Below are 21,080 nucleotides of genomic sequence, written 5' to 3' on the forward strand. Positions count from 1 at the left end.
GCCAGCCAGGAGCGAAGCAGATGAAAAAAGTGATCACCGTTCTCCTCCTGGCTCTGGCTTCTGCCACCGCCCTGGCGCAGGCGGACTTTCCCAACCGGCCCGTGACCCTGGTCGTCCCCTTCCCGCCGGGTGGGGGGACCGACACGGGCGCGCGCATCGTGGCCCAGCGGCTCAGCATGCGCTGGGGGCAGCCCGTGGTCATCGAGAACAAGGGTGGCGCTGCGGGCCAGCTGGGCGCGGACTTCGTGGCCAAGGCCAAGCCCGACGGCTACACCATCCTGATGGGCAATATCGGCACCCAGGCCATCAATCCCATCCTGTACAAGAAGCTGCCCTACGACCCGGACAAGGCCTTTGCCCCGATCTCGCTGGTGGCGGAACTGCCGCTGGCCATGATGGTCAACCCCGGCGTACCGGCCAGGTCGGCCAAGGAGTTCGTCACGCTGGCCAGGAGCCAGCCGGGCCGGCTGAACTACAGCAGCTCGGGTGGCGGCGGCGCGCCCCATCTGGCCGCAGAAATGTTCAAGGAAGCCACGGGCACCTTCATCCTGCACGTACCCTACCGTGGTGGCGGGCCTGCCGTGGCGGACCTGCTGGCCGGCAATGTGCAGCTGTCCTTCATGACCGTGCTGGAAGCCATTGGGCACATCAAGGCCGGCAAGCTCAAGGCCCTGGCCGTGACCAGCAGCCAGCGTGTCAGCGCTCTGCCCGAGGTGCCCACGCTGGCGGAGAGCGCGGTACCGGGTTTCAACTCCATCAGCTGGATCGGCCTGCTGGCGCCGGCCGGCACGCCGCCCGCGGTGGTCGACAAGATCGCGGCGGACCTGCGTGAGGTCATCAACGCGCCCGAGGTGAAGTCCAGGCTGGTGGATCTGGGTGGCGTCCCGCGCAGCACCACCCCGGCTGAATTTGCCAAGATGATCGACGAGGACCGCAAGCGTTACACCGCCATCATCAAGAACCGCGGCATCACGCTGGACTGAGACATCGAACGAGGCCATGAAAATCAAATTGCTCAACGTGGGCCGCTTGCCGCCCGCACTGGAAACCCGGCTGGCGCAGACCTACGACCTGACGACCCTGGCCAAGGAACAAGACCCCGAGGCCTTCCTCACCGCGCATGCGGCCGGGTTCACGGCGCTGGCCAGTTCCGCCGCCGTGGGAGTGTCGAACGATGTGATCGACCGTCTGCCCAACCTGAAGGTCATCTCCAATTTCGGCGTCGGCCTGGACAAGATCGACGTGGACCACGCCAAGGCCCGCGGCATCGCCGTGGGCTATACACCTGACGTGCTCAACGATTGCGTGGCGGACACAGCCTTTGGCCTCTTGCTGGACATCGCGCGTGGCATGAGCGCGGCGGATCGTTATGTGCGCAAGGGGCAGTGGGTACAGGGCCCGGCCTTCCCCCTGGGGCGCAAGGTGAGTGGTGCCAAGCTGGGCATCGTCGGCCTGGGCCGCATCGGTCGCACCATCGCCCGGCGTTCCATCGGCTTCGACATGGATGTGCGCTACCACGCCCGTAAACCCGTGGCCGATGCCGAATGGGCTTACGAGTCTTCCCTGACGGAGCTGGCCCGCTGGGCCGACTACCTGGTGGTCATCACCGCCGGTGGCCCGGCCACGCGCCACCTGATCAATGAAGCCGTGCTCAACGCGCTGGGCGCCGATGGTTTCCTGATCAACGTTGCACGCGGTTCCGTGGTGGATGAACAGGCCCTGATCCGCGCCTTGCAGGACAAGCGCATCGCGGGTGCCGCGCTGGACGTGTTCGAGCACGAGCCCGAGGTCCCGCAGGCGCTGATGCAGCTGGACAACGTGGTGCTGCTGCCGCACATCGCCAGTGCCACGCGCGAAACACGCCAGGCCATGGCCGACCGTGTGTTTGACAACCTGCAGTCCTTCTTTGCCGAAGGGCGCTTGCTCTCACCGGCCTAGGACCAGCCTCAGCCCCAGGTCCGCGCCAGGGCCTGGGCAGCGTCCTGCAGGCGCGGCAACTTCTCGATCGCCTGCGCCAGCGACATGCGGGCCACCGGGGCCTGCAGGGCCACAGCGCAGCGTGCGCCCTGTCCGTCCGGGCCACGCACCGGCACGGCCACGCAGACCAGGCCTTCGACGAATTCCTCGGCATCCACCGAATAGTCTTCCTTGCGGATGCGTTTGAACTCGGCCTCCAGCGCGGCGCGCGTGGTCAAGGTGGTGGCGGTGTGGCGCTCGAGCGGCAGGCCGTCGAGCAGGGCGTTGCGCTGCGCGGCGGGCAGGTGGGCCAACAGCAGCTTGCCGCTGGCCGAGCAGTGCACGGGCACGCGCGTGCCCGGCCGCAGATTGAGCTGCAGAGGAAAGGCCGACTCGATGCGGTCCAGGTAAAGCACCTCGCTGCCCGAGAGCGCCGTGAAGTTACAGCTCTCGCCCACATCGCTCACCAGCTGGCGCAGCACGGCGTGGCGCACGCCCTGCTGGGTGCTGCCGGCCAGTGCGGCTTCGGACAGGCGCAGCAGGCGCGGCGCCAGGGCATAACGACGACCATCGGGTTCGCGCACCAGCAGTTCGCCGGCCTCCAGCTGCGCGAGCATGCGGTGTACCGTGGGCTTGGGCCAGCCACTGGCGGCCACGGCCTCGGCCAGGGTCAGCGCGCGGGCTTCCCGCACCAGAATTTCCAGCAGATCGAAGAGGCGCAGGCCGGGGGAGGGCGTCGCTTTTTCAGTCATAAATCTCTGATTTCGAGACGATTTAATAAAATATTCTGGAATATTCTCGCACCCTCTTACAGTCTAAGACAAGCCCCCGGCGGTCCCAGTCTTGTGGGGCGCACCTAAAAGAACATCGATACCAGAGATCCCATGCCCGTTGTCTCCCTGCCGTTTCGCAATGCCGTGATCACCGGTGCCTGTGGCGGCCTGGGTCAGGCCCTGGCGCGCGAACTGCTGGGGGCCGGTGCACAGGTGGCTCTGGTGGGTTTGCACCGCGGCGTGCTCGAAGCGCTGGCTGCCACAGCCCCGGGCCGCTGCGCCATCTATACGCCCGACGTGGCCGACAGCGCCGCCATGCAGGCTCTGGCGGCGGACTGGATGCAACGCGCCGGCCTGCCTGACCTGGTGATCGCCAACGCCGGCGTGGCGGGTGGTTACGAGACCGCCGAAGCCGGCGACCTGGCCGTGATGCGCCGCATGCTGGAGATCAACCTGCTGGGCCCGGCCACCACCTTCCAGCCTTTTGTCCAGGCCGCGCGCGCACAGCCGCAGGCGCGCTGCGCGCTGGTGGGTGTGGCCAGCATCGCGGGCTGGCGTGGTCTGCCGGGCAACGGGGCTTACTGTGCCAGCAAGGGTGGTCTGATCCGCTACCTGGAAAGCCTGCGTGCCGAATGCCGTGGCAGCGCGCTGAGCGTGCACACGGTCAGCCCCGGTTACCTGCGCACGGCGCTCACCGCGGGCAACCGCTTTGCCATGCCGGGCCTGATGTCGCCCGAGGATGCGGCACATGCGCTGTTGCTCGGCGTGGCGCGCGGGCGCGAGCACATCGTGCTGCCCCGACGCATTGGCTGGCTGTCGCGCCTGCTGTCCTGCCTGCCGGCAAGACTGCATGACCACCTGCTGCGCGGCCAGCCGCGCAAGCCGCGTGTAGGCGAGGCCGGCGCCACGACCATCCCGGGTTTGCATCCGCCGCCCCCGCCCTGAGCCGTCGGCCTCGCTACTGATCTGATTTCCCAGAACGACCCAGAGACAAACTGACCATGCCCGTCGCTTCCCCTGCTTCCCTTCCCACCCAACAGATGATCGCGCTCATCGGTGCCGGCCCTTCGGGTCTGGCGGGCGCACGCAACCTGCAAAAGCTCGGTATTCCCTTCCAGGGTTTCGAGGCCTACACCGACGTGGGCGGTCTGTGGAACATCCAGAACCCGCGTTCCACCGTCTATGAATCGGCCCATCTGATCTCCAGCAAGCGCACGACGGAGTTCACCGAATTCCCCATGCCCGAGGGCACGGCCGACTATCCCAGCCACCGTGAGCTCTGCCGCTATTTCAGCGACTTCGCCGACCACTTTGATCTGCGCTGCCACTTCCGCTTCGGCGTGCGCGTGCTGCAGGTCGAGCCCGTCAGCGATAGCCCCGACACGCTCTGGCGCGTCAGCGTCGACGCCGGCGGCGGGCGCATCGAAACCGCCGAGTACAAGGGTGTGGTCATCGCCAACGGCACGCTGGCCGAACCGAACATGCCGCGTTTCGAAGGAAAGTTCGATGGGGAACTGCTGCACACCTCGGCCTACAAACATGCCGAACAGTTCAAGGACAAGCGCGTGCTCATCGTGGGCGCGGGCAACTCGGGTTGCGACATCGCCGTGGACGCCGTGCACTACGCCAAGAGCGTGGACATCTCGGTGCGGCGCGGTTATTACTTCGTGCCCAAGTACGTCTTCGGCAAGCCGGCCGACACGCTGGGAGGCAAACGCCCGCTGCCGGCCTGGCTCAAGCAGAAGGTCGACAGCACCGTGCTCAAATGGTTCACGGGCGATCCCACACGTTTCGGTTTTCCCAAGCCGACGTACAAGATGTACGAGTCGCACCCCATCGTGAATTCGCTGATCCTGCATCACCTGGGTCATGGCGACATCCACGTCAAACCCGACATCGCGCGCTTCGACGGCCGCACCGTGCACTTCAAAGATGGTACCCAGCAGGACTACGACATGGTGCTGGCCGCGACCGGCTACACCTTGCACTACCCCTTCATCGCGCGCGAGCATCTCAACTGGCGGGGCATGGCGCCGCGTCTTTACTTCAACATCTTCACGCCGCGTTTCCAGCGCCTGGCGGTGCTGGGCATGATCGAGGCCAGCGGTATAGGTTGGCAAGGACGTTACGAACAGGCCGAACTGGTGGCGCGTTACTTCAAGTCGATGGATGAACACAAGCCGCAGGCCCTGGCCCTGACGGCTGCCATGGCCGGGCCCGCACCCGACATGTCGGGCGGCTACAAGTACCTCCAGCTCGAACGCATGGCCTACTACGTCCACAAGGACACCTACCGCGCCGCCGTGCGCAAGGCCTCGGCCGCATTGGCCTGATAACGGATCACAGGGAGAACCCATGCTGCCGGTTGATGAAATACGCCTGAACTTCAATCCCGCCTCGCTGGCGGTCCTCAATGTGGTGCTGGGTTTCCTGATGTTCGGCATCGCGCTGGACACGCGGGTCGAGGACTTCAAACGCGTGGCCAAGATGCCCTGGGCCATGACCGTGGGCATCGCCGCGCAGTTCATCGTGCTGCCCGCGGTCACGTTTGCGCTGACCCTGCTGCTGGGCGTGGGTCCCAGCATCGCCCTGGGCATGATTCTGGTGGCCTGCTGCCCGCCGGGCAATGTGAGCAACATCCTCACGCACCGCGCACGCGGCAACGTGGCCCTGTCGGTGTCCATGACGGCTATCTCCAACGCCATCTCCATCGTGGTCATGCCACTGAACTTCGCCTTCTGGGGCGGCATGCACCCACAGGCCTCGGGCCTGCTCAAGACCATCGCGCTGGACCCGGTCGAGATGGTGGGGCACATCGTGGCCATCATCGGTGTGCCTTTCGTGCTGGGCCTGCTATGCGCGCACCAGCTGCCGAACTTCACCCAGCGCGTGAAAAAGCCCGCGCGCATCATCAGCTTCCTGGCGCTGATCGGCTTCATCGTCGGTGCCATCGTGGGCAACTGGCGCTTTTTCCTCGACTACGTGGGCCTGGTCCTGCTGGCCGTGGCCCTGCACGATGCCCTGGCCTTTGGCACCGGTTATGTCTGCGCACGCCTGACGGGCCTGCAGGACTACGACCGCCGCGCCGTGAGCATCGAGGTGGGCATACGCAACGCCGGCCTGGGCCTGGTGCTGATCTTCAGCTTCTTCGGTGGCTTGGGCGGCATGGCCGTGGTGGCCGGCGTCTGGGGTTTCTGGGACATCATCGCCGGGCTGGCCCTGGCCAGCTGGTGGGGGCGCCGGGCGCCAGTACCGCCGCCCGAGGAGCTGCGCGCATGAGCACAGTGAAGACGGCGCGCGCGCGCCGCATCCTGGTCACGGGGGCCGACGGTTTCCTGGGGCGGGGTGTGATCGCTGCCCTGGCCTGGCGGGACAACACCGATGTGGTGGTAGCCCTGGACGTGCGTGAAGTGCCCATGACACGCCGCGAAGCCGGCGTGGTCTATCGCCAGCAGGACGTGCGCGACCCGGCCCTGCGGGCTACCCTGCGTGAGCACGCCATCGATACCGTGGTGCACCTGGCTTCCATCGTCACGCCGGGACGTGATTCGAACCGTGCTTTCGAATACGACGTGGACGTGAACGGCACGCGCAACGTGCTGCAGGCCTGCGTAGAGGAGGGGGTGCGGCACGTACTCGTGTCTTCCAGCGGTGCGGCCTACGGCTACCACGCGGACAATCCGGCCTGGCTCGCTGAGTCGCATCCCTTGCGCGGCAACGAGAGTTTTGCCTACGCCCACCACAAACGCCTGGTGGAAGAGATGCTGGCCGACTGGCGCCGGCAGCACCCGCAACTGGCCCAGACGGTCTTTCGCATCGGCACCATCCTGGGCGAGAGCGTGGACAACCAGATCACGGCGCTGTTCGAGAAGCCGCGCCTGCTGGCCGTGCGTGGCAGCGACAGCCCCTTTGTTTTCATCTGGGACGAAGATGTCACCGGCGCGCTGCTGCATGCCCTTGAAGGCGCCACGCCCGGTTGCTACAACCTGGCCGGTGACGGCGCACTGACCATCCACCAGATCGCCGCGCGCCTGGGCAAGCCCATACTCGCGCTGCCTGGCTGGCTGTTGATTGCGGCCCTGGCCATGGGCTCGCGGCTGCGGCTCACCCGCTACGGACCCGAGCAACTTGACTTCCTGCGGTACCGGCCTGTTCTGCTCAACACCGCACTCAAGGAACGCCTGGGGTATGTACCGCGCATGAGCAGTGCCAAGGCCTTCGATGTCTTCATCGCCGCGCGAGAGCGCCAGGGTCGAGCGGTGACACGGAGTGCGGCAGCGTGACGCAGGCCGCGCTGTCGACCAGGGACCTGCTGCGTGTCCTGGGCGTGGTTGTCATCTGGGGCCTGAACTTCGTGGTCATGAAGATCGGCCTGCAGTCGCTCAGCCCCATGCTGCTGGGGGCCCTGCGTTTCGTGGCGGCCTCGCTGCCCTTTCTGCTCTTTGTGCCGCGACCCACGCTGCCCTGGAAATACGTTGTCGCCTACGGCCTGGCCCAGGGCGTGGGCCAGTTCGGTTTCCTGTTCCTGGGCCTCAAGCTGGGCATGACGGCGGGCATGGCCTCGGTGGTGATACAGACCCAGGCCCTCTTCACGCTGCTCATGGCCGTGACCTTGCTGGGCGAGCGCGCACGCTTGTCGCAGTGGCTGGGCCTGTGCATCTCGCTTGCGGGCCTGTTCATGATTGCCGGCGCCCACGGCGAAGGCGCGCAGCAGATGACGCTGGCGGGTTTCATTCTCACCCTCGGCGCGGCTTTCATGTGGGCGGTCTCCAACCTGGTGGCGCGCAAGGCCGCACAGGCCGGACGCTACGAGGCTTTCCCCTTCATCGTCTGGAGCAGCCTGGTGCCCATAGTTCCCTTCTTCGCTCTGTCGTGGTGGGTGGACGGCCCGCAGCAGATGAACGCGCAGTTGCTGGCCTTCGATGGCAAGGCCCTGTTCGCTGTGCTCTACCTGGCCCTGCTGTCCACTTTGCTGGCCTACAGTCTGTGGACACGTCTGCTGCAGCGCCACCCGGCCGGCCGCATCACGCCTTTTTCCCTGCTGGTGCCCGTGGTGGGCCTGGTCGCTGCGATGGCCCTGCTGGGTGAGCAGCCCAACGCCCTGCAATGGGCCGGCACGGTGGCTGTGCTCTGCGGCATGCTGGTCAATCAGAGTGGCGGTTGGTGGACGGCGCGACGCTGAGATCCTGCCACCGAGGAGACAGGGCGGTACCGACTCGACTCCTAGAATTCCGTGAAGTCAGGAGTTCTTGTGACGACCCTCTCGCTGGACGATCTCGCCGACGCCAACCTGCTGCAAGCCCTGCGTGAGCATGCGCGCTGGCAAGAGCCCTGCATCTGCATGGAAGAGAGCGGTGTGCTGCTGATGGCCGGGGCGAATGCCTACCCGGGCGCGTTCCGCAACTGCGTGGTACGAGTCGACGCACGTGTCCCGGTGGCCGAGGTGCTGCAGAGGGCCCGGACTTTTTTCTCCGGACACGGTCGCGGCTACACCTTGCTGGCACGGGCCCGTCGTGACCCAGACTTGATCGCTGCCTTGCATGCCGCTGGCATGACACCGCTGGCCGACAGTCCCTGCATGCTGATCGACCAGGCCGTCAAGGAACCCAAGGTGCCGGCCGGCATCCGCGTCGAGTCCATGACGGAGCTGCGCCATGTGCAGGATGCGCTAGCCATCAACGCCGAGGCCTACGAAGCGCTCAAGCTGCCGGCGGCCGAGACGCGGGTGTTCTTCGGGCGTCCGCAGCAAGTGTTGTCGCCGCATGTCATCGGGTTTGTCGCTTACCGCGATGGTGTGCCGCTGTCCACGGCGCTCACGCTGCTCAGCGGCCAGGGTGCCGGGGTGTATTGGGTGGGCACAGCGGCCGCGGCGCGGCGTTCGGGCCTGGGCGAGTTGTGCACGCGGCTGGCGACCAACGCCGGTTTTGCATCGGGTGCACAAGCGGTCACACTGCAGGCCAGCCCCTACGGTGAACCGATCTACCAGCGACTCGGTTATCGCACCTACGATCGTCTGTTGCGCTTCCGCTTTTCGGCGCAGCCTTGATGCCATCCGAGGCCTTGCGCCTCATGCGCCGTATGCAGATCTGCTTTGCGGGTTTCAATCTTGCGCTCAAACTGACCAGAGGCTGACCAATTTCAGGGACGTAGACACAAGCGGTAAATACCAGCGTGTTCCCCTGCTTCTCTGCCTTGACGCTCCGATGGGAAAGCTGTGAAATTGACTCGAGTCAAATTTCTTGGCTTAGTCATGCGCAAGTTGTCGCCATAGACCAGACCGCCGGTAGATCTCAAGAGGAATAAACGATGAATTTTTTGAACAATCTCAAAATCGGGATGCGCCTGGGTCTGGCGTTCGCCATCTTGCTGCTGCTGCTCATCGTCAGCTCGGTGCTGGGTGTCTCCGGCGTGGGCAAGACCTACGACGGGCTGAAAGACATGTACGAAAACAATGTCAACCCCATGCAGTACCTGAGCACCGTGGCCATCGTGAACCAGCGCAACCGCGTGCTGTTGCTGGACATGCTTGCGGATTCCAGCCCTGAGAACATCAAGCGGCGCAGCGATGAACTGGTGGGCAATGTCGACAAGATCAACAAGAACTGGGACGCCTACATGGCCACCAGCCTGACGCAGGCCGAGAAGGACCTGGTTCCCAAATACCTGGACGCGCGCAAGCGCTATCGGGAGGAGGCGCTCGAGCCCATGCGACAAGCGATGGTGGCTGGCCAGAAAGAGGTGGGGGAGCGGATCAATCGGGACAAGGTCAAGTCCCTGGCGCCTCCGGTGGCGGAGTACCTGGAGCAGCTCATCGCCATTCAGGTCAAGCTGGCCCAGGAGACCAACACAGCGGCCGCGCAAACCAACAGCTCGACCACCACGATGATCGTGGTGGCCTCCGTGCTGGCCACGGCCCTGGGCGCCCTGCTGGCCTGGTTCATCACGCGCTCCATCACCCGGCCGGTGGCCCAGGCCGTGGCTTTCTCCGGCGAGGTCGCCAGCGGCAATCTGACGGCTTACGTGGACAGCAGCAGCAAGGACGAACTGGGCCATCTGTTGCTCACCCTGCGCTCGATGCAGGACAGCCTGATCTCCGTCGTTTCGCGTGTGCGCCAGGGCTCCGAATCCGTTTCCACGGCCAGCGCCGAGATCGCCCAGGGCAACCAGGACCTCAGCGCGCGCACCGAAAGCCAGGCCAGCGCGCTCGAAGAAACCGCCGCCTCGATGGAAGAACTCTCTTCCACCGTCAAGCAGAACGCTGACAACGCGCGTCAGGCCAACCAGCTCGCGCAGAGCGCATCCACCGTGGCGGTGCAGGGCGGCGAGGTCGTGTCCCAGGTGGTGGACACGATGAAGGGCATCAGCGACAGCTCGAAGAAGATCGCCGACATCATCAGCGTGATCGACGGCATCGCCTTCCAGACCAACATCCTGGCCTTGAACGCGGCGGTTGAAGCCGCCCGCGCGGGTGAACAGGGCCGGGGTTTTGCCGTGGTGGCTTCCGAAGTGCGTTCACTCGCAGGCCGCAGCGCCGAGGCGGCCAAGGAAATCAAGACCCTGATCACCGACAGCGTACAGCGCGTGGACCAGGGTACGGCGCTGGTCGATCAGGCGGGCAAGACCATGAACGAGGTGGTCAGCAGCATCCGCCGCGTGACCGACATCATGGGCGAGATCAGCGCGGCCAGCACCGAGCAGAGCCAGGGTGTGGCGCAGATTGGCGAGGCCGTGACCAATATGGACCAGGCCACGCAGCAAAACGCTGCGCTGGTGGAGGAGATGGCCGCAGCCGCGAGCAGTCTCAAAGGCCAGGCACAGGACCTGGTGCAGGCAGTGGCGGTGTTCAAGCTCAATGCCACGCAGGCATCCGCACCGGCTCCGGCGCGTGCGCCCGCCGTCAGCAGCGCCACCTCGGCGCCCAGGATCGGCAAGCCCCAGACTGCATCGGTTGCCGCGCCCCGGAAGGCGCCGGCCCGGCTGTCAGCTGCGCCTGCCACGCCCAAGCCGCAGCTGACCAAGGCCGGTGGTGGCGATGACTGGGAATCGTTCTGAGGGGCTGAGCCCCGACCGGCTGCTTAGCCGGCGAGCGCGGCCTTGACGGCGGCCGAGACCTGGCCCATTTCGGCCTTGCCGGCCAGGCGGGTCTTGACCGCGCCCATGACCTTGCCCATGTCGCCCGGGCCCTTGGCGCCGAGTTCGGCGACGATGACCTTGACCTCGGCCGCCACTTCTTCGGCGGTGAGACGCTGGGGCAGATAGGCTTCCAGCACCTTGATCTCGGCGCTTTCCTTGTCGGCGAGGTCCTGGCGCGCGGCCTGCACATAGGCGGCGACCGAGTCCTTGCGCTGCTTGATCAGCTTGTCGATGATGGACACGACGGCCGCGTCATCGAGCGTGATGCGTTCGTCGACTTCCTTCTGCTTCATGGCCGCCAGCAGCAGGCGCACCGTGCCTAGGCGCTCGCTGTCCTTGGCGCGCATGGCGGTCTTCATGTCTTCAGTGATCTGGTCTTTGAGGGACATCTTCTTCTCCGTAGAAAAACAAAACCCGCGCCTGGCGTCCCGGGCGCGGGTTCTTGCATGCTTTGAGGTCTGGGACCCCGGCGCCGATCAGTACAGCTTCTTGGGCAGCTGCATCGAACGGATGCGCTTGTAGTTGCGCTTGACGGCGGCAGCCTTCTTGCGCTTGCGCTCGGACGTCGGCTTTTCGTAGAACTCGCGGGCGCGCAGGTCGGTCAGCAGGCCCAGTTTCTCGATGGTGCGCTTGAAGCGGCGCAGAGCCACGTCAAACGGCTCGTTTTCTTTAACACGGATGGTCGTCATTACGTCATGGTTTCCGAAATGTGCGGACAGAGGGTGGGCAGGAGATCGGGCCTGCACGCCGTGAATCGCGAAATGCCCCGCCTGTAACTAGTATTTGGCCGGCGGGGCTATGCCAGCAAAGTCCAACATTATAACGGGTTAAGCCGCTCCGGCAACCGGCCCGCCCAGGACCCAAACCAGGGCCGCCAGCGGCGGCCTGTCCCCCGGACGGGGGGCGGACGGCCTGCACGAAGTGAGGCCGTCAGGGGGCGAAGCCTTATTGCGCCCTCTGGGCGACGGCCATGCCTGCCGCATGGCCGCTCGCCCAGCTCCATTGGAAGTTGTAACCGCCCAGCCATCCCGTGACGTCCACCACCTCCCCGATGAAGTACAGGCCCGGCTGCTTCTGGGCCTCCATCGTCTGGCTCGACAGTTCCCGGGTGTCCACCCCGCCGGCCGTGACTTCGGCCTTGGCGTAGCCCTCGGTACCGGTCGGGGTCAGCTCCCAGCGGCTGAGTTTCTCGGCCAGGGCGGCCAGGGCCTTGTCGGCGGCCTCGTTGATGGGACGGGACCACGCCGGGTCCTGCCCGGCCCAGGCCTCGGCCAGACGGCTGGGCAGCAGGGTGGCCAACTCATTCACGACGAGCTTGCGCGAACGCAGCTTCGCGTCCTGCAACAGGGGCAGCAGCTCGCGGTCCGGTGCCAGATTGATGCGGATGGGTGTTTGCGGCTTCCAGTAGCTGGAGATCTGCAGCACGCCCGGGCCCGAGAGGCCGCGGTGGGTGAACAGCAGGTCTTCGAGAAAGGCCATGCGCTCCTTCTTGCCACCGGTCTCGATCTGCACCGGCAGGGCCAGGCCGGCGAGGCCGGCATAGGGCGCCCAGGCCGCGCCGTCAAAGGTCAGGGGCACCAGGGCGGGGCGCGTATCGATGATCTTCAATCCGAACTGGCGGGCGATGCGGTAGCCGAAATCCGTGGCGCCGATCTTGGGGATGGACAGGCCGCCCGTGGCGATGACCAGCGACTTGCAGCTGACGGTGCCCTGGTCGGTGTCGAGCTCATAAGCCGCTGCACCATGACGCACCGCCTGCACGCCACAGGGTTGCCAGCGTGTCACGCCACCTTTGTCGCACTCGCGCAGCAGCAGCTGGATCACGTCATCTGCCGAACGGTCGCAGAAGAGCTGGCCCTTGTGTTTTTCGTGGAAGGCGATGCCGTCACGCTGCAGCAGGCCGATGAAGTCGGCCGGGGTGTAGCGGGAGAGCGCCGAGCGACAGAAGTTCGGGTTCTCGCTGATGAAGTGCTTGTGCGGCTGGCGCAAGTCGATGTCGCGGTTGGTGAAGTTGCAGCGTCCGCCGCCCGAGATGCGGATCTTCTCGGCCACCTTGGCCGCGTGGTCGATCAGCAGCACCTTGGCACCGCGCTGGCCGGCCACACCGGCGCAAAAAAGGCCGGCGGCGCCAGCCCCGACCACCACCACATCAAACTGTTGCATGCCCCCAAGTGTAGGGGGCGTGCCCAGGGCCTGTTCAGGCGGCGAGCTTGTTGCGATCGGCCAGTACCGCGGCCTTGCGCGTGAGGCCGTCGATCTCGCCCGTGATATCGGAGAGCACGTTGGCGACGACGGCGAATTCGCGGCCGTGCTGGCCGGCGCGTGCAGCCATGATCTGGGCGTTGAAACTGACCACCTTGGCCTCCTTGGCCACGCTCTGGATGTCGCCCACGATGCCCGCCAGTTCCTTCATCATGGCCTCGGACTTGGCCTTGGTGACTTCGTCGAAGGCGGTGGTCGCGGTGTTGAGTGCCTCCAGGATGCGGTCGGTGAAGCCGACCAGCTCGATCAGGGTCTCGGCTACGCCAGGGGCCTTGCGCTCGATCTGTTCCAGCGTGCGTCGCATGAGCTGCATGAAGCTGTCAATGACGGGGCCCACGCCACGCGGGCCGTGGTAAGTCGCGTCTATCTTCTGAGCGCTTGCGGTTTCGAGCTGCTGTGTGGTGGCCAGCAGGTGCAGCTGGCTCTCAGTGAAGATCTGCAGGCTGCGCTGCGCCATCTCGAACTTCTGCGCATCACCGCGAGCGGCCAGGATGGTCTGCAGGATGATGCGCTGCGAGAGCATGCGCTGGCGAGCGGCCAAGTTGACCAGGGACAAGCCGTTGATGTGGGCGGGCAATACGGCCGGGGTCCTGGCCGGAGTGCGGTGTGTGATGGGCGTGACAGCGGTAGAGGGCTGGTAGTTCATGTCGGGGGCCGTGGGCAGGGCAGGACCCGATGGTCCCGTTCATGTACCCCATGCAAATGCCGGGCCAGCTTGCTGCAGGTTCAAAACGCCTTGCAACACATCGCCGACGACGATGATGCAGGGGCTGCCGAGCTCTTCGCGCACCAGCGTGGCGTGCAGTTGATCCAAGGTGGTGAGCGCATGGCGTTGTGTGGGCAGCGAGGCGTGCTGCACCAGGGCCACCGGTGTGTCGCCGGGCAGGCCGCTCAGCAGGCCCTGTTCGATCTGCGACGCGCCACTCACGCCCATGTAGATCACCAGCGTGAGCCTGGCGGCCCGTGCCGTGGTCGAGATGGCGGCCCAGTCCGGGCCGCTGGCGCCGGGCTTGGCATGGCCGGTGAGGAAGATGACGCCCTGCGCGTGCTCACGGTGGGTCAGCGGCACGCCCAGACTGGTGACGGCCGCCAGGCCCGATGTGATGCCGTTGATGACGCTCACGCGGATGCCGGCTTGCTGCAGGTGCTCCACCTCTTCGCCGCCACGGCCGAAGATGAAGGGGTCTCCGCCCTTGAGGCGCACCACGTGTTCGCCTTCCATCACGGCGGTGATCATGAGCTTTTCGATGAAGGACTGTGGTGTGGACTTGCAGCCACCGCGTTTGCCTACGTACACGATGCGCGCCGTGGGTGCGGCATGCGCCACGATGGCCTCGTTCACCAGGTCGTCGACCAGCAGCACGCTGGCGCGCTGGATGGCCTTGAGTGCCTTGAGCGTGAGCAGGTCGGGATCGCCGGGGCCTGCACCCACGAGCGTGCAGGAACCGGTATGCGGGACAGGGCGGGGGTTCATGGTGAGCATGCGAGACAAATCAGGCGGCCTGTTTCAGTGGAACGACGCGGCGCACCAACCGCTGCAACTCGGGCACGCAGGAACCGCAGTTGGTGCCGCATTTCAGCGTCTGCTGCAGGGCAGTCAGGCGCGCGCTCTCGCTGCCGCTGCATCGCGCCAGCGTGCTTTCGATGGCGTTTTCACTGACATTGAAGCAGGTGCAGACCTGGCGGCTGCTCGCGGGCAATGCGGAGGGTGCCTTGCCGCCGGGCAGCAGCAGCAGGCGGCCATAACTTTGCGCCGGCAGTTCCTGCTGCAGCAGGGAGCGGATCCAGCTTTCGGCGCTGGTGTCGCCGGCCAGCAGCACGGCTTGCAGCGTGGTGCTTTCGCCTTCGCGGTGCAGCAGGGCGGCGCGGCGTTGTCCGCGTTTGCGGTCGGCATAACGCAGCGTGCCCGCGGCGTCCAGACCCAGCAGTTGTTCGATCTCGACGAGCAGCTCGTCGGGGACGGCCTCATGTCCGGCGGCGCGGAACAGCACGCCCTGGCGCTCGTGCCCGAAGGGCACGCAGCTGGCAAAGGGGAAACGCAGCATCAGGCGGCGTAGCGCCTCGCGCGTGGCCAGGGCCCGCTCGGCCGGCAGCCAGGCCATGGCCAGCAAGGTCCAGGGCAGTTCGGCCTTGAGGATCTTGACGGCGGCGTGCTTGAGCTCGGGCTGCTTGGAGCTGGGGCAGAAAGCCGAGGTGGTCAGCGCGTTGACGCCGGCCAGGGGCTGGCCCGAACTGCTCATGCCGCTGAGGTATTCCGCGCCCCAGTGCATGGCGATGAAAGCCTGGCCACTGGACAACTCCTCGCTGGCCTGCAACGGCACCACGATGGAGCCGCGTTTGCTGGTGACGTGCACAAGATCACCCTCCTTGAAACCGCGGCGTGTCATGTCGCCGGGGCTCATCTGCACCGTGGGCTCGGCCACGTGGCCGAAGAGGCGGCCCAGAGTGCCCGTGCGGCTCATGCCGTGCCACTGGTCGCGCAGGCGGCCCGTGGTGAGTGCGAAGGGAAAACGTGATTCGCGCGGCTCGGCCACGGGCTTGTAGACCGTGTTGGCAAAACGCGCACGGCCATCGTCGGTGGGGAAGATGCCGTCTTCGTAGAGGCGTTGTTTTCCGGTCGTTGCGTTTTCGGGCAGGGGCCACTGCTGGGGCGCCTGTTCGATCTGCGCGTAGCTCATGCCCGTGATGTCCAGGTCGCGTCCGCGTGTCGATTCGCGGTGTTCGTTCCAGACAGCCTCGGGGTGGTCGTAGCTGAACAGCCCGGTGCGCGGGCCGATGCCCAGCGCTTCGAGCCGGCGTGCGAAGTCCACGCCGATCTGCCAGTCGTGCCGCGCGGCGCCGGGTGCGGGCACGGCGGGACGCACGCGGGTGATGCGGCGTTCACTGTTGGTGACGGTGCCGTCCTTTTCACCCCAGGTGCTGGCTGGCAACAGCAGGTCGGCGTAGTCGCAGGTGGTGGGGGTGGCAAAAGCTTCCTGCACCACCACGAACTCGGCGCGTTCCAGCGCGCGGCGCACGGTGGTCAGGTCCGGCATGCTTTGCGCCGGGTTGGTACAGGCTATCCACAGCGCCTTGATCTCGCCGTCGGCGGCAGCCTGGAACATCTCCACCGCAGTCTTGCCAGCTTTCTCGGGCACCGTGGGGATGCCCCACAGCGCGGCCACCTCGGCGCGGTGCTGGGGGTTGGCCAGGTCGCGGTGCGCAGACAGCAGATTGGCCAGACCACCCACCTCGCGCCCGCCCATGGCATTGGGCTGTCCCGTCAGCGAGAAGGGGCCGGCACCGAGTTTGCCGATCTGGCCCGTGGCCAGGTGCAGGTTGATGAGTGCGGCGTTTTTGGCTGTGCCGCTGCTGGATTGGTTCAGTCCCTGGCAGTAGAGACTGAGCGTGGCCTTGGAGGTGGCGAACAGGCGGGCGGCCTCGTACAGCGTGTCCTTGGCGATGCCGCAGGTCTGCGCCACCATGTCGGGCGTGTAGTCGCGCACCGTGGCCTTGAGCTCTTCGAAGCCGCGTGTGCGGGTGGTGATGAAGTTGGTGTCGGTCCAGCCTTCCCACAGCATGAGGTGCAGCATGCCGTTGAAGAGGGCTACGTCGGTGCCGGGCTGGATCTGCACGAAGAGGTCGGCCGTGCCGGCGGTGTCGGTGCGACGCGGGTCCACCACCACGATCTTCAGGCCGGGGCGTTTCTTCTTGGCGTCCTCGATGCGGCGGAACAGGATGGGGTGGGCCCAGGCCGCGTTGGAGCCGGCGATGAAGAGACAATCGGCGTGGTCCACGTCCTCATAGCAGGCCGGCGGTGCATCGGCGCCCAGGGTCTGCTTGTAGCCGGCCACGGCGCTGCTCATGCACAGGCGCGAGTTGGTGTCGATGTTGTTGGTGCCGATGAGCCCCTTGGCCAGCTTGTTGAAGACGTAGTAGTCCTCGGTCAGCAACTGCCCGCTGACGTAAAAGCCCACGGCGTCGGGGCCGTGCGTGCGGATGATGTCGGCAAAGCGTGTGGCGGCCAGGTCCAGCGCGGCGTCCCAGCCCAGGGGCTGGGGCGTTTCGCCGCGTTGCAGGCGGCGCATGGGCTGCAGCAGCCGCGTCTGCGCGATCACCTCGGGCGTGGCGGTCAGGTGCAGGGTGGAACCCTTGGAGCACAAGCGGCCGAAGTTGGCCGGATGGTCCGGGTCCCCGCGCACGCCGATGATCTGCTCGCGCCGCGACTCGATGATCACCCCACAGCCCACACCACAGTAGGGACAGGTGGACTTGGTTTCCTTATGCATGCCGGATTTCTACCAAGGTGTTGCGTGCAGTCAACCGTTTCTTCAGGCGCAGGAGGCCGTCTTGCGCGTGCAGGGGCCGGCCACGGGCGGCTGGATGTCCAGCGCCAGCGTGCTGAGCTCCTGGCCGTCCAGATGCACCACGCCGTCTTCCACCTTCACGGCGAAACGGGTCGTGCTGCCTTCATCGGGGGCGCGGGCGCAACCCGTGTCCAGGCCGATGGTCCAGTTGTGCAGGGGGCAGGCCACGCTGGTGCCGAAGACGATGCCTTGCGAGAGCGGGCCGCCCTTGTGCGGGCAGCGGTCGAGCAGGGCAAAGACCTGGTCCTGGTCGTTGCGGAACACGGCCACGGCCATGCCTTCGGGGCGTGCGACGCGGCGCGAACCCAGCACGGGGATGTCATCGACGCGGCAGATGGGCTTCCATTCACTCATTTCTTACTCCTCAAGCTTTCAGACCGGCGTACAGGCCGGTGATGCGGTCCATGACACTCAGCAGGTTCTCGCTGGTCACGAACATGTCAGACAGGGCCTTGGGGCCGGCATTGTTGATTTCCCTGAGGGCCATGTCAAAGAAGATCCACTGGTTGTCGGCCAGGACCAGCTGCTCCTTGATGCCACTGGTCGCCTCGGGGGCGTTGCGCAGCACTTCCATGGCCGAGAGGAATTCGGTGCGGGCCTTGCCGATTTCGATCTGGGACTGCGCGGGTTCCACCTTGAGGGTCGCGGCATAGAAGTACTTGGCCATGCGTTGCGAGAGCATGCGCTGGCGGCCGGCCACGTTCACGAGCTTGCCCACGGGTTTGCTCGTGACGGCTTCGTACTGCACCGTGCCCTGGTGGGCCAGGGCCAGCACGCGCGCGTCGGTGTTGAGCAGGCCGCCCGCACCGTCGCGGCTGGGGTGGTTGCCCACCAGCGCGGCCTTGTACTCGCTCCAGGCGCTTTCAAGGTCCGCATAGGTCTTGCGGAGCTCGGCGTTAGGCGCATAGGACTTCAGTTCGACCAGCTGGCGGTCAAACAGGGCCATGGAACGGTCCAGGATCTGCTGGGCGGCGGTGCTCTCGGTCTTGTGCACCAGGGCCAGCCAGGCCTTGGCCATGCGCTGCGAGAGCATGCGCTGGCGGCCGGCCTTGTTGATGGCGTCGTTGACGTCCAGCACCTGGGCCTGCGCGCCGAAGGGGGCTGCGCCGGCCAGGATCAGCAGCTCGCGGCGTTTCATGCCGATACCCCTTCGACCTTGATCGGGATGAACTGGCGCGTGTCGACCTGGGCCTTGCTGGTCTCGAACCAGGGATCGGGTTCACCGTCCAGCGCGAACTGCAGACGTTCCCACAAGGCCTTGCGACCTTCGTGGTCGTCCAGGATCTTCTTCTTCACGTAGTCCAGGCCTACACGGTTCACGTAGTGCACGGTGCGCTCCAGGTACCAGCCTTCCTCGCGGTAGAGCTGCATGAAGGCGCCGGTGTACTCCAGCACTTCCTCGGCGGTCTTGAGCTTGGTGAAGAAGTGCGCCACCTCGGTCTTGATGCCGCCGTTGCCGGCGATGTGCATTTCCCAGCCCGAATCGACGCCGATGATGCCCACGTCCTTGATGCCGGCCTCGGCGCAGTTGCGCGGGCAGCCCGAGACGGCGAACTTCACCTTGTGCGGGGCGTACATGCGCCACATGGCGCGTTCCAGGTCCTTGCCCATCTGCGTGCTGTCCTGCGTGCCCATGCGGCACCATTCGCTGCCCACGCAGGTCTTCACCGTGCGCAGGGCCTTGGCGTAGGCGTGGCCGCTGGGCATGCCGATGTCGTTCCAGACAGCCTGCAGGTCTTCCTTCTTGACGCCCAGTAGGTCAATGCGCTGGCCGCCCGTGACCTTGACCGTGGGGATCTTGTACTTGTCCACCGCGTTGGCGATGCGGCGCAGCTCGTCGGCCGTGGTTTCGCCGCCCCACATGCGCGGGATCACGCTGTAGGTGCCGTCCTTCTGGATGTTGGCGTGGCTGCGTTCGTTGATGTAGCGGCTCTGCGGATCGTCCTTGGCCTCCTTGGGCCAGCTGGAGATCAGGTAGTAGTTGACGGCCGGGCGGCAAGAGGCGCAACCGTTGGGGGTCTTCCAGTTCAGGCCCTTGAAGACGTCGGCGATGGTCAGCAGCTTGCTGGCCACGATGGCCTCGCGCACCGCCTGGTGGCCGTGGTCCGTGCAGCCGCACATGGCCTTGGTCTTGGGCGTGGCCGAGTAGTCACCACCGGCCGTGAACATGAGAATCTGTTCCACCAGACCGGTGCAGGAACCGCAGCTCGCGCTGGCCTTGGTGTGCTTGCGCACTTCTTCCAGGGTGAACAGGCCTTTTTCCTTGATGGCCTTGCAGATGGTGCCCTTGTTCACACCGTTGCAACCGCAGACCTCGTCGGTGTCAGCCATGGCGGCAGCCTTGCTGTGGCCTTCGTGGCCGGCGTCGCCGATATTGGATTCGCCGAACATCAGCTTGTCGCGGATGTCGCCCACGCTGCGGCCGTCGCGCAGCAGCTTGAAGTACCAGGAACCGTCGACCGTGTCGCCGTAGAGGCAGGCGCCCACCAGCTTGTCGTCCTTGAGCACCAGCTTCTTGTAGACGCCGCCGGAGGGGTCGCTCATCACGATCTCTTCGGTACCCTCGCCGCCCATGAAGTCGCCGGCGGAGAACAGGTCGATGCCTGTGACCTTGAGTTTGGTCGAGGTCAGCGAACCGGTGTAACGACCGATACCAAACTGCGCCAGGTGGTTGGCCAGCACCTTGCCCTGCTCGAACAGGGGGGCCACCAGGCCGTAGGCGATGCCGCGGTGCGCGGCGCACTCGCCCACCGAGTAGATACGCGCGTCGGTGGTGGTCTGCATGGTGTCGCTGACCACGATGCCGCGGTTCACGTGCAGTTTCATCTTCTCGGCCAGCGCCGTGTTGGGACGGATGCCCACGGCCATCACGACCAGGTCGGCCGGCACTTCGCTGCCGTCCTTGAACTTCACGCTCTTGACGCGGCCGTCGGCCCCGCCGACGAGCTCCTGCGTCTGCGCGCCGATCAGGAACTGCATGCCGCGGTCTTCCAGCGACTTTTGCAGCATCTTGCCGGCCACGTCGTCGAGCTGGCGTTCCATCAGCCAGGGCATCACGTGCACCACGCTGACCATCATGCCGCGTTTCATCAGTCCGTTGGCCGCTTCCAGGCCCAGCAGGCCGCCGCCGATGACCACAGCATGCTTGTATTTGGCGGCGGCTTCGATCATGGCCTCGGTGTCGGCGATGTCGCGGTAGGCCAGCACGCCTTTGAGGTCCTTGCCCGGCACGGGCAGGATGAAAGGGTTGGAGCCCGTGGCCAGGATCAGGCGGTCGTAGTCGGCGCTGATCGTTTCGCCCTGGGCGTTGCTGGCGTGCACGGTGCGCTTGACGCGGTCCACATCGGTCACGTTCCAGCCTGCATGCAGGGTGATGCCGTTGTCCTTGTACCAGGCCCAGTCGTTGAGGACGATGTCTTCCAGCTGTTGTTCGCCGGCCAGTACCGGCGAGAGCAGGATGCGGTTGTAGTTGGGGTGGGGTTCGGCGCCAAAGACCGTGATCTCATAGAGATCGGGCGCAATCTTCAGCAGCTCTTCGAGCGAGCGCACGCCGGCCATGCCGTTGCCGATCATCACCAGTTTGAGTTTCTTCATGACAAACTCCATCCAT

Annotated in this window: 19 protein-coding genes; 9 read left to right on the plus strand and 10 right to left on the minus strand. The window is 65.8% G+C overall.

Going from position 1 to position 21,080, the window contains the following annotated elements; translation table 11 throughout:
• Positions 1-20: 20 nt before the first annotated feature.
• Entirely contained in the window at positions 21-983 is a 963-nt protein-coding gene (locus AC07NT_RS03285) for a Bug family tripartite tricarboxylate transporter substrate binding protein (RefSeq protein ID WP_498597856.1), read from the plus strand.
• Positions 984-999: 16 nt separating this feature from the next.
• Positions 1,000-1,938 (plus strand): 2-hydroxyacid dehydrogenase, encoded by a 939-nt coding sequence (locus tag AC07NT_RS03290; protein WP_498597855.1) that lies wholly within the window; start codon positions 1,000-1,002, stop codon positions 1,936-1,938.
• Between the two features lie 8 nt (positions 1,939-1,946).
• Here AC07NT_RS03290 and AC07NT_RS03295 read toward each other — a convergent pair whose 3' ends face one another.
• Entirely contained in the window at positions 1,947-2,708 is a 762-nt protein-coding gene (locus AC07NT_RS03295) for an IclR family transcriptional regulator (protein WP_498597854.1), read from the minus strand.
• A gap of 132 nt (positions 2,709-2,840) precedes the next feature.
• Between AC07NT_RS03295 and AC07NT_RS03300 the strand changes: the two genes are divergently transcribed.
• From AC07NT_RS03300 to AC07NT_RS03330, 7 genes are all read left to right on the plus strand, one after another.
• Positions 2,841-3,674 carry an SDR family oxidoreductase gene (locus AC07NT_RS03300; RefSeq protein ID WP_498597853.1) on the plus strand — a complete coding sequence of 278 codons (834 nt, stop codon included), beginning with the start codon at positions 2,841-2,843 and terminating at the stop codon, positions 3,672-3,674.
• 56 nt (positions 3,675-3,730) lie between these two features.
• Entirely contained in the window at positions 3,731-5,062 is a 1,332-nt protein-coding gene (locus tag AC07NT_RS03305) for a flavin-containing monooxygenase (protein ID WP_498597852.1), read from the plus strand.
• A gap of 22 nt (positions 5,063-5,084) precedes the next feature.
• Positions 5,085-6,008 (plus strand): bile acid:sodium symporter family protein, encoded by a 924-nt coding sequence (locus AC07NT_RS03310; RefSeq protein ID WP_498597851.1) that lies wholly within the window; start codon positions 5,085-5,087, stop codon positions 6,006-6,008.
• A complete protein-coding gene (locus tag AC07NT_RS03315) occupies positions 6,005-7,012 on the plus strand; it encodes an SDR family oxidoreductase (RefSeq protein WP_498597850.1) in 1,008 nt (335 codons plus the stop codon). The genes AC07NT_RS03310 and AC07NT_RS03315 overlap by 4 nt, the downstream gene beginning before the upstream one ends.
• Positions 7,009-7,911 (plus strand): EamA family transporter, encoded by a 903-nt coding sequence (locus AC07NT_RS03320; RefSeq protein ID WP_498597849.1) that lies wholly within the window; start codon positions 7,009-7,011, stop codon positions 7,909-7,911. The genes AC07NT_RS03315 and AC07NT_RS03320 overlap by 4 nt, the downstream gene beginning before the upstream one ends.
• 69 nt (positions 7,912-7,980) lie before the next feature.
• Entirely contained in the window at positions 7,981-8,775 is a 795-nt protein-coding gene (locus AC07NT_RS03325; RefSeq protein ID WP_498597848.1) for a GNAT family N-acetyltransferase, read from the plus strand.
• A gap of 260 nt (positions 8,776-9,035) precedes the next feature.
• Positions 9,036-10,781 carry a methyl-accepting chemotaxis protein gene (locus tag AC07NT_RS03330; RefSeq protein ID WP_498597847.1) on the plus strand — a complete coding sequence of 582 codons (1,746 nt, stop codon included), beginning with the start codon at positions 9,036-9,038 and terminating at the stop codon, positions 10,779-10,781.
• Positions 10,782-10,804: 23 nt separating this feature from the next.
• Here the strand turns inward: AC07NT_RS03330 and AC07NT_RS03335 are convergent, their stop codons facing one another.
• From AC07NT_RS03335 to nirB, 9 genes are all read right to left on the minus strand, one after another.
• A complete protein-coding gene (locus AC07NT_RS03335) occupies positions 10,805-11,251 on the minus strand; it encodes a GatB/YqeY domain-containing protein (protein ID WP_498597846.1) in 447 nt (148 codons plus the stop codon).
• 87 nt (positions 11,252-11,338) lie between these two features.
• Positions 11,339-11,551 carry a 30S ribosomal protein S21 gene (gene rpsU / locus AC07NT_RS03340; protein ID WP_057675259.1) on the minus strand — a complete coding sequence of 71 codons (213 nt, stop codon included), beginning with the start codon at positions 11,549-11,551 and terminating at the stop codon, positions 11,339-11,341.
• A gap of 256 nt (positions 11,552-11,807) precedes the next feature.
• Positions 11,808-13,025, minus strand: coding sequence for a BaiN/RdsA family NAD(P)/FAD-dependent oxidoreductase (locus AC07NT_RS03345; protein ID WP_498597845.1), 1,218 nt, complete (start codon positions 13,023-13,025; stop codon positions 11,808-11,810).
• Between the two features lie 34 nt (positions 13,026-13,059).
• A complete protein-coding gene (locus AC07NT_RS03350; RefSeq protein WP_498597844.1) occupies positions 13,060-13,770 on the minus strand; it encodes a methyl-accepting chemotaxis protein in 711 nt (236 codons plus the stop codon).
• A gap of 39 nt (positions 13,771-13,809) precedes the next feature.
• A complete protein-coding gene (cobA, locus tag AC07NT_RS03355; RefSeq protein WP_498597843.1) occupies positions 13,810-14,598 on the minus strand; it encodes a uroporphyrinogen-III C-methyltransferase in 789 nt (262 codons plus the stop codon).
• A gap of 19 nt (positions 14,599-14,617) precedes the next feature.
• Complete coding sequence (locus tag AC07NT_RS03360; protein ID WP_498597842.1) at positions 14,618-17,392, minus strand: nitrate reductase; 2,775 nt, start codon at positions 17,390-17,392, stop codon at positions 14,618-14,620.
• Between the two features lie 42 nt (positions 17,393-17,434).
• The gene (nirD, locus tag AC07NT_RS03365) at positions 17,435-17,824 is read right to left on the minus strand and encodes a nitrite reductase small subunit NirD (protein WP_498597841.1); all 390 of its coding nucleotides are present in this window, start codon (positions 17,822-17,824) and stop codon (positions 17,435-17,437) included.
• Positions 17,825-17,834: 10 nt separating this feature from the next.
• Positions 17,835-18,608 (minus strand): type IV pili methyl-accepting chemotaxis transducer N-terminal domain-containing protein, encoded by a 774-nt coding sequence (locus tag AC07NT_RS03370; protein WP_498597840.1) that lies wholly within the window; start codon positions 18,606-18,608, stop codon positions 17,835-17,837.
• On the minus strand, positions 18,605-21,064 hold the full coding sequence (nirB, locus tag AC07NT_RS03375; protein WP_498597839.1) for a nitrite reductase large subunit NirB: 2,460 nt from the start codon (positions 21,062-21,064) through the stop codon (positions 18,605-18,607). The genes AC07NT_RS03370 and nirB overlap by 4 nt, the downstream gene beginning before the upstream one ends.
• Positions 21,065-21,080 lie beyond the last annotated feature (16 nt).

The organism is Hylemonella sp. GW821-FHT10B10 (genome assembly GCF_059415585.1).

Excerpts from the sequence above, each read along its gene's own strand:
- AC07NT_RS03285 (WP_498597856.1), top strand. The coding sequence starts at position 21 with ATGAAAAAAGTGATCACCGTTCTCCTCCTGGCTCTGGCTTCTGCCACC.
- AC07NT_RS03290 (WP_498597855.1), top strand. The coding sequence starts at position 1,000 with ATGAAAATCAAATTGCTCAACGTGGGCCGCTTGCCGCCCGCACTGGAA.
- AC07NT_RS03295 (WP_498597854.1), bottom strand. The coding sequence starts at position 2,708 with ATGACTGAAAAAGCGACGCCCTCCCCCGGCCTGCGCCTCTTCGATCTG.
- AC07NT_RS03300 (WP_498597853.1), top strand. The coding sequence starts at position 2,841 with ATGCCCGTTGTCTCCCTGCCGTTTCGCAATGCCGTGATCACCGGTGCC.
- AC07NT_RS03305 (WP_498597852.1), top strand. The coding sequence starts at position 3,731 with ATGCCCGTCGCTTCCCCTGCTTCCCTTCCCACCCAACAGATGATCGCG.
- AC07NT_RS03310 (WP_498597851.1), top strand. The coding sequence starts at position 5,085 with ATGCTGCCGGTTGATGAAATACGCCTGAACTTCAATCCCGCCTCGCTG.
- AC07NT_RS03315 (WP_498597850.1), top strand. The coding sequence starts at position 6,005 with ATGAGCACAGTGAAGACGGCGCGCGCGCGCCGCATCCTGGTCACGGGG.
- AC07NT_RS03330 (WP_498597847.1), top strand. The coding sequence starts at position 9,036 with ATGAATTTTTTGAACAATCTCAAAATCGGGATGCGCCTGGGTCTGGCG.
- AC07NT_RS03335 (WP_498597846.1), bottom strand. The coding sequence starts at position 11,251 with ATGTCCCTCAAAGACCAGATCACTGAAGACATGAAGACCGCCATGCGC.
- rpsU (WP_057675259.1), bottom strand. The coding sequence starts at position 11,551 with ATGACGACCATCCGTGTTAAAGAAAACGAGCCGTTTGACGTGGCTCTG.
- AC07NT_RS03345 (WP_498597845.1), bottom strand. The coding sequence starts at position 13,025 with ATGCAACAGTTTGATGTGGTGGTGGTCGGGGCTGGCGCCGCCGGCCTT.
- AC07NT_RS03350 (WP_498597844.1), bottom strand. The coding sequence starts at position 13,770 with ATGAACTACCAGCCCTCTACCGCTGTCACGCCCATCACACACCGCACT.
- cobA (WP_498597843.1), bottom strand. The coding sequence starts at position 14,598 with ATGAACCCCCGCCCTGTCCCGCATACCGGTTCCTGCACGCTCGTGGGT.
- AC07NT_RS03360 (WP_498597842.1), bottom strand. The coding sequence starts at position 17,392 with ATGCATAAGGAAACCAAGTCCACCTGTCCCTACTGTGGTGTGGGCTGT.
- nirD (WP_498597841.1), bottom strand. The coding sequence starts at position 17,824 with ATGAGTGAATGGAAGCCCATCTGCCGCGTCGATGACATCCCCGTGCTG.
- AC07NT_RS03370 (WP_498597840.1), bottom strand. The coding sequence starts at position 18,608 with ATGAAACGCCGCGAGCTGCTGATCCTGGCCGGCGCAGCCCCCTTCGGC.
- nirB (WP_498597839.1), bottom strand. The coding sequence starts at position 21,064 with ATGAAGAAACTCAAACTGGTGATGATCGGCAACGGCATGGCCGGCGTG.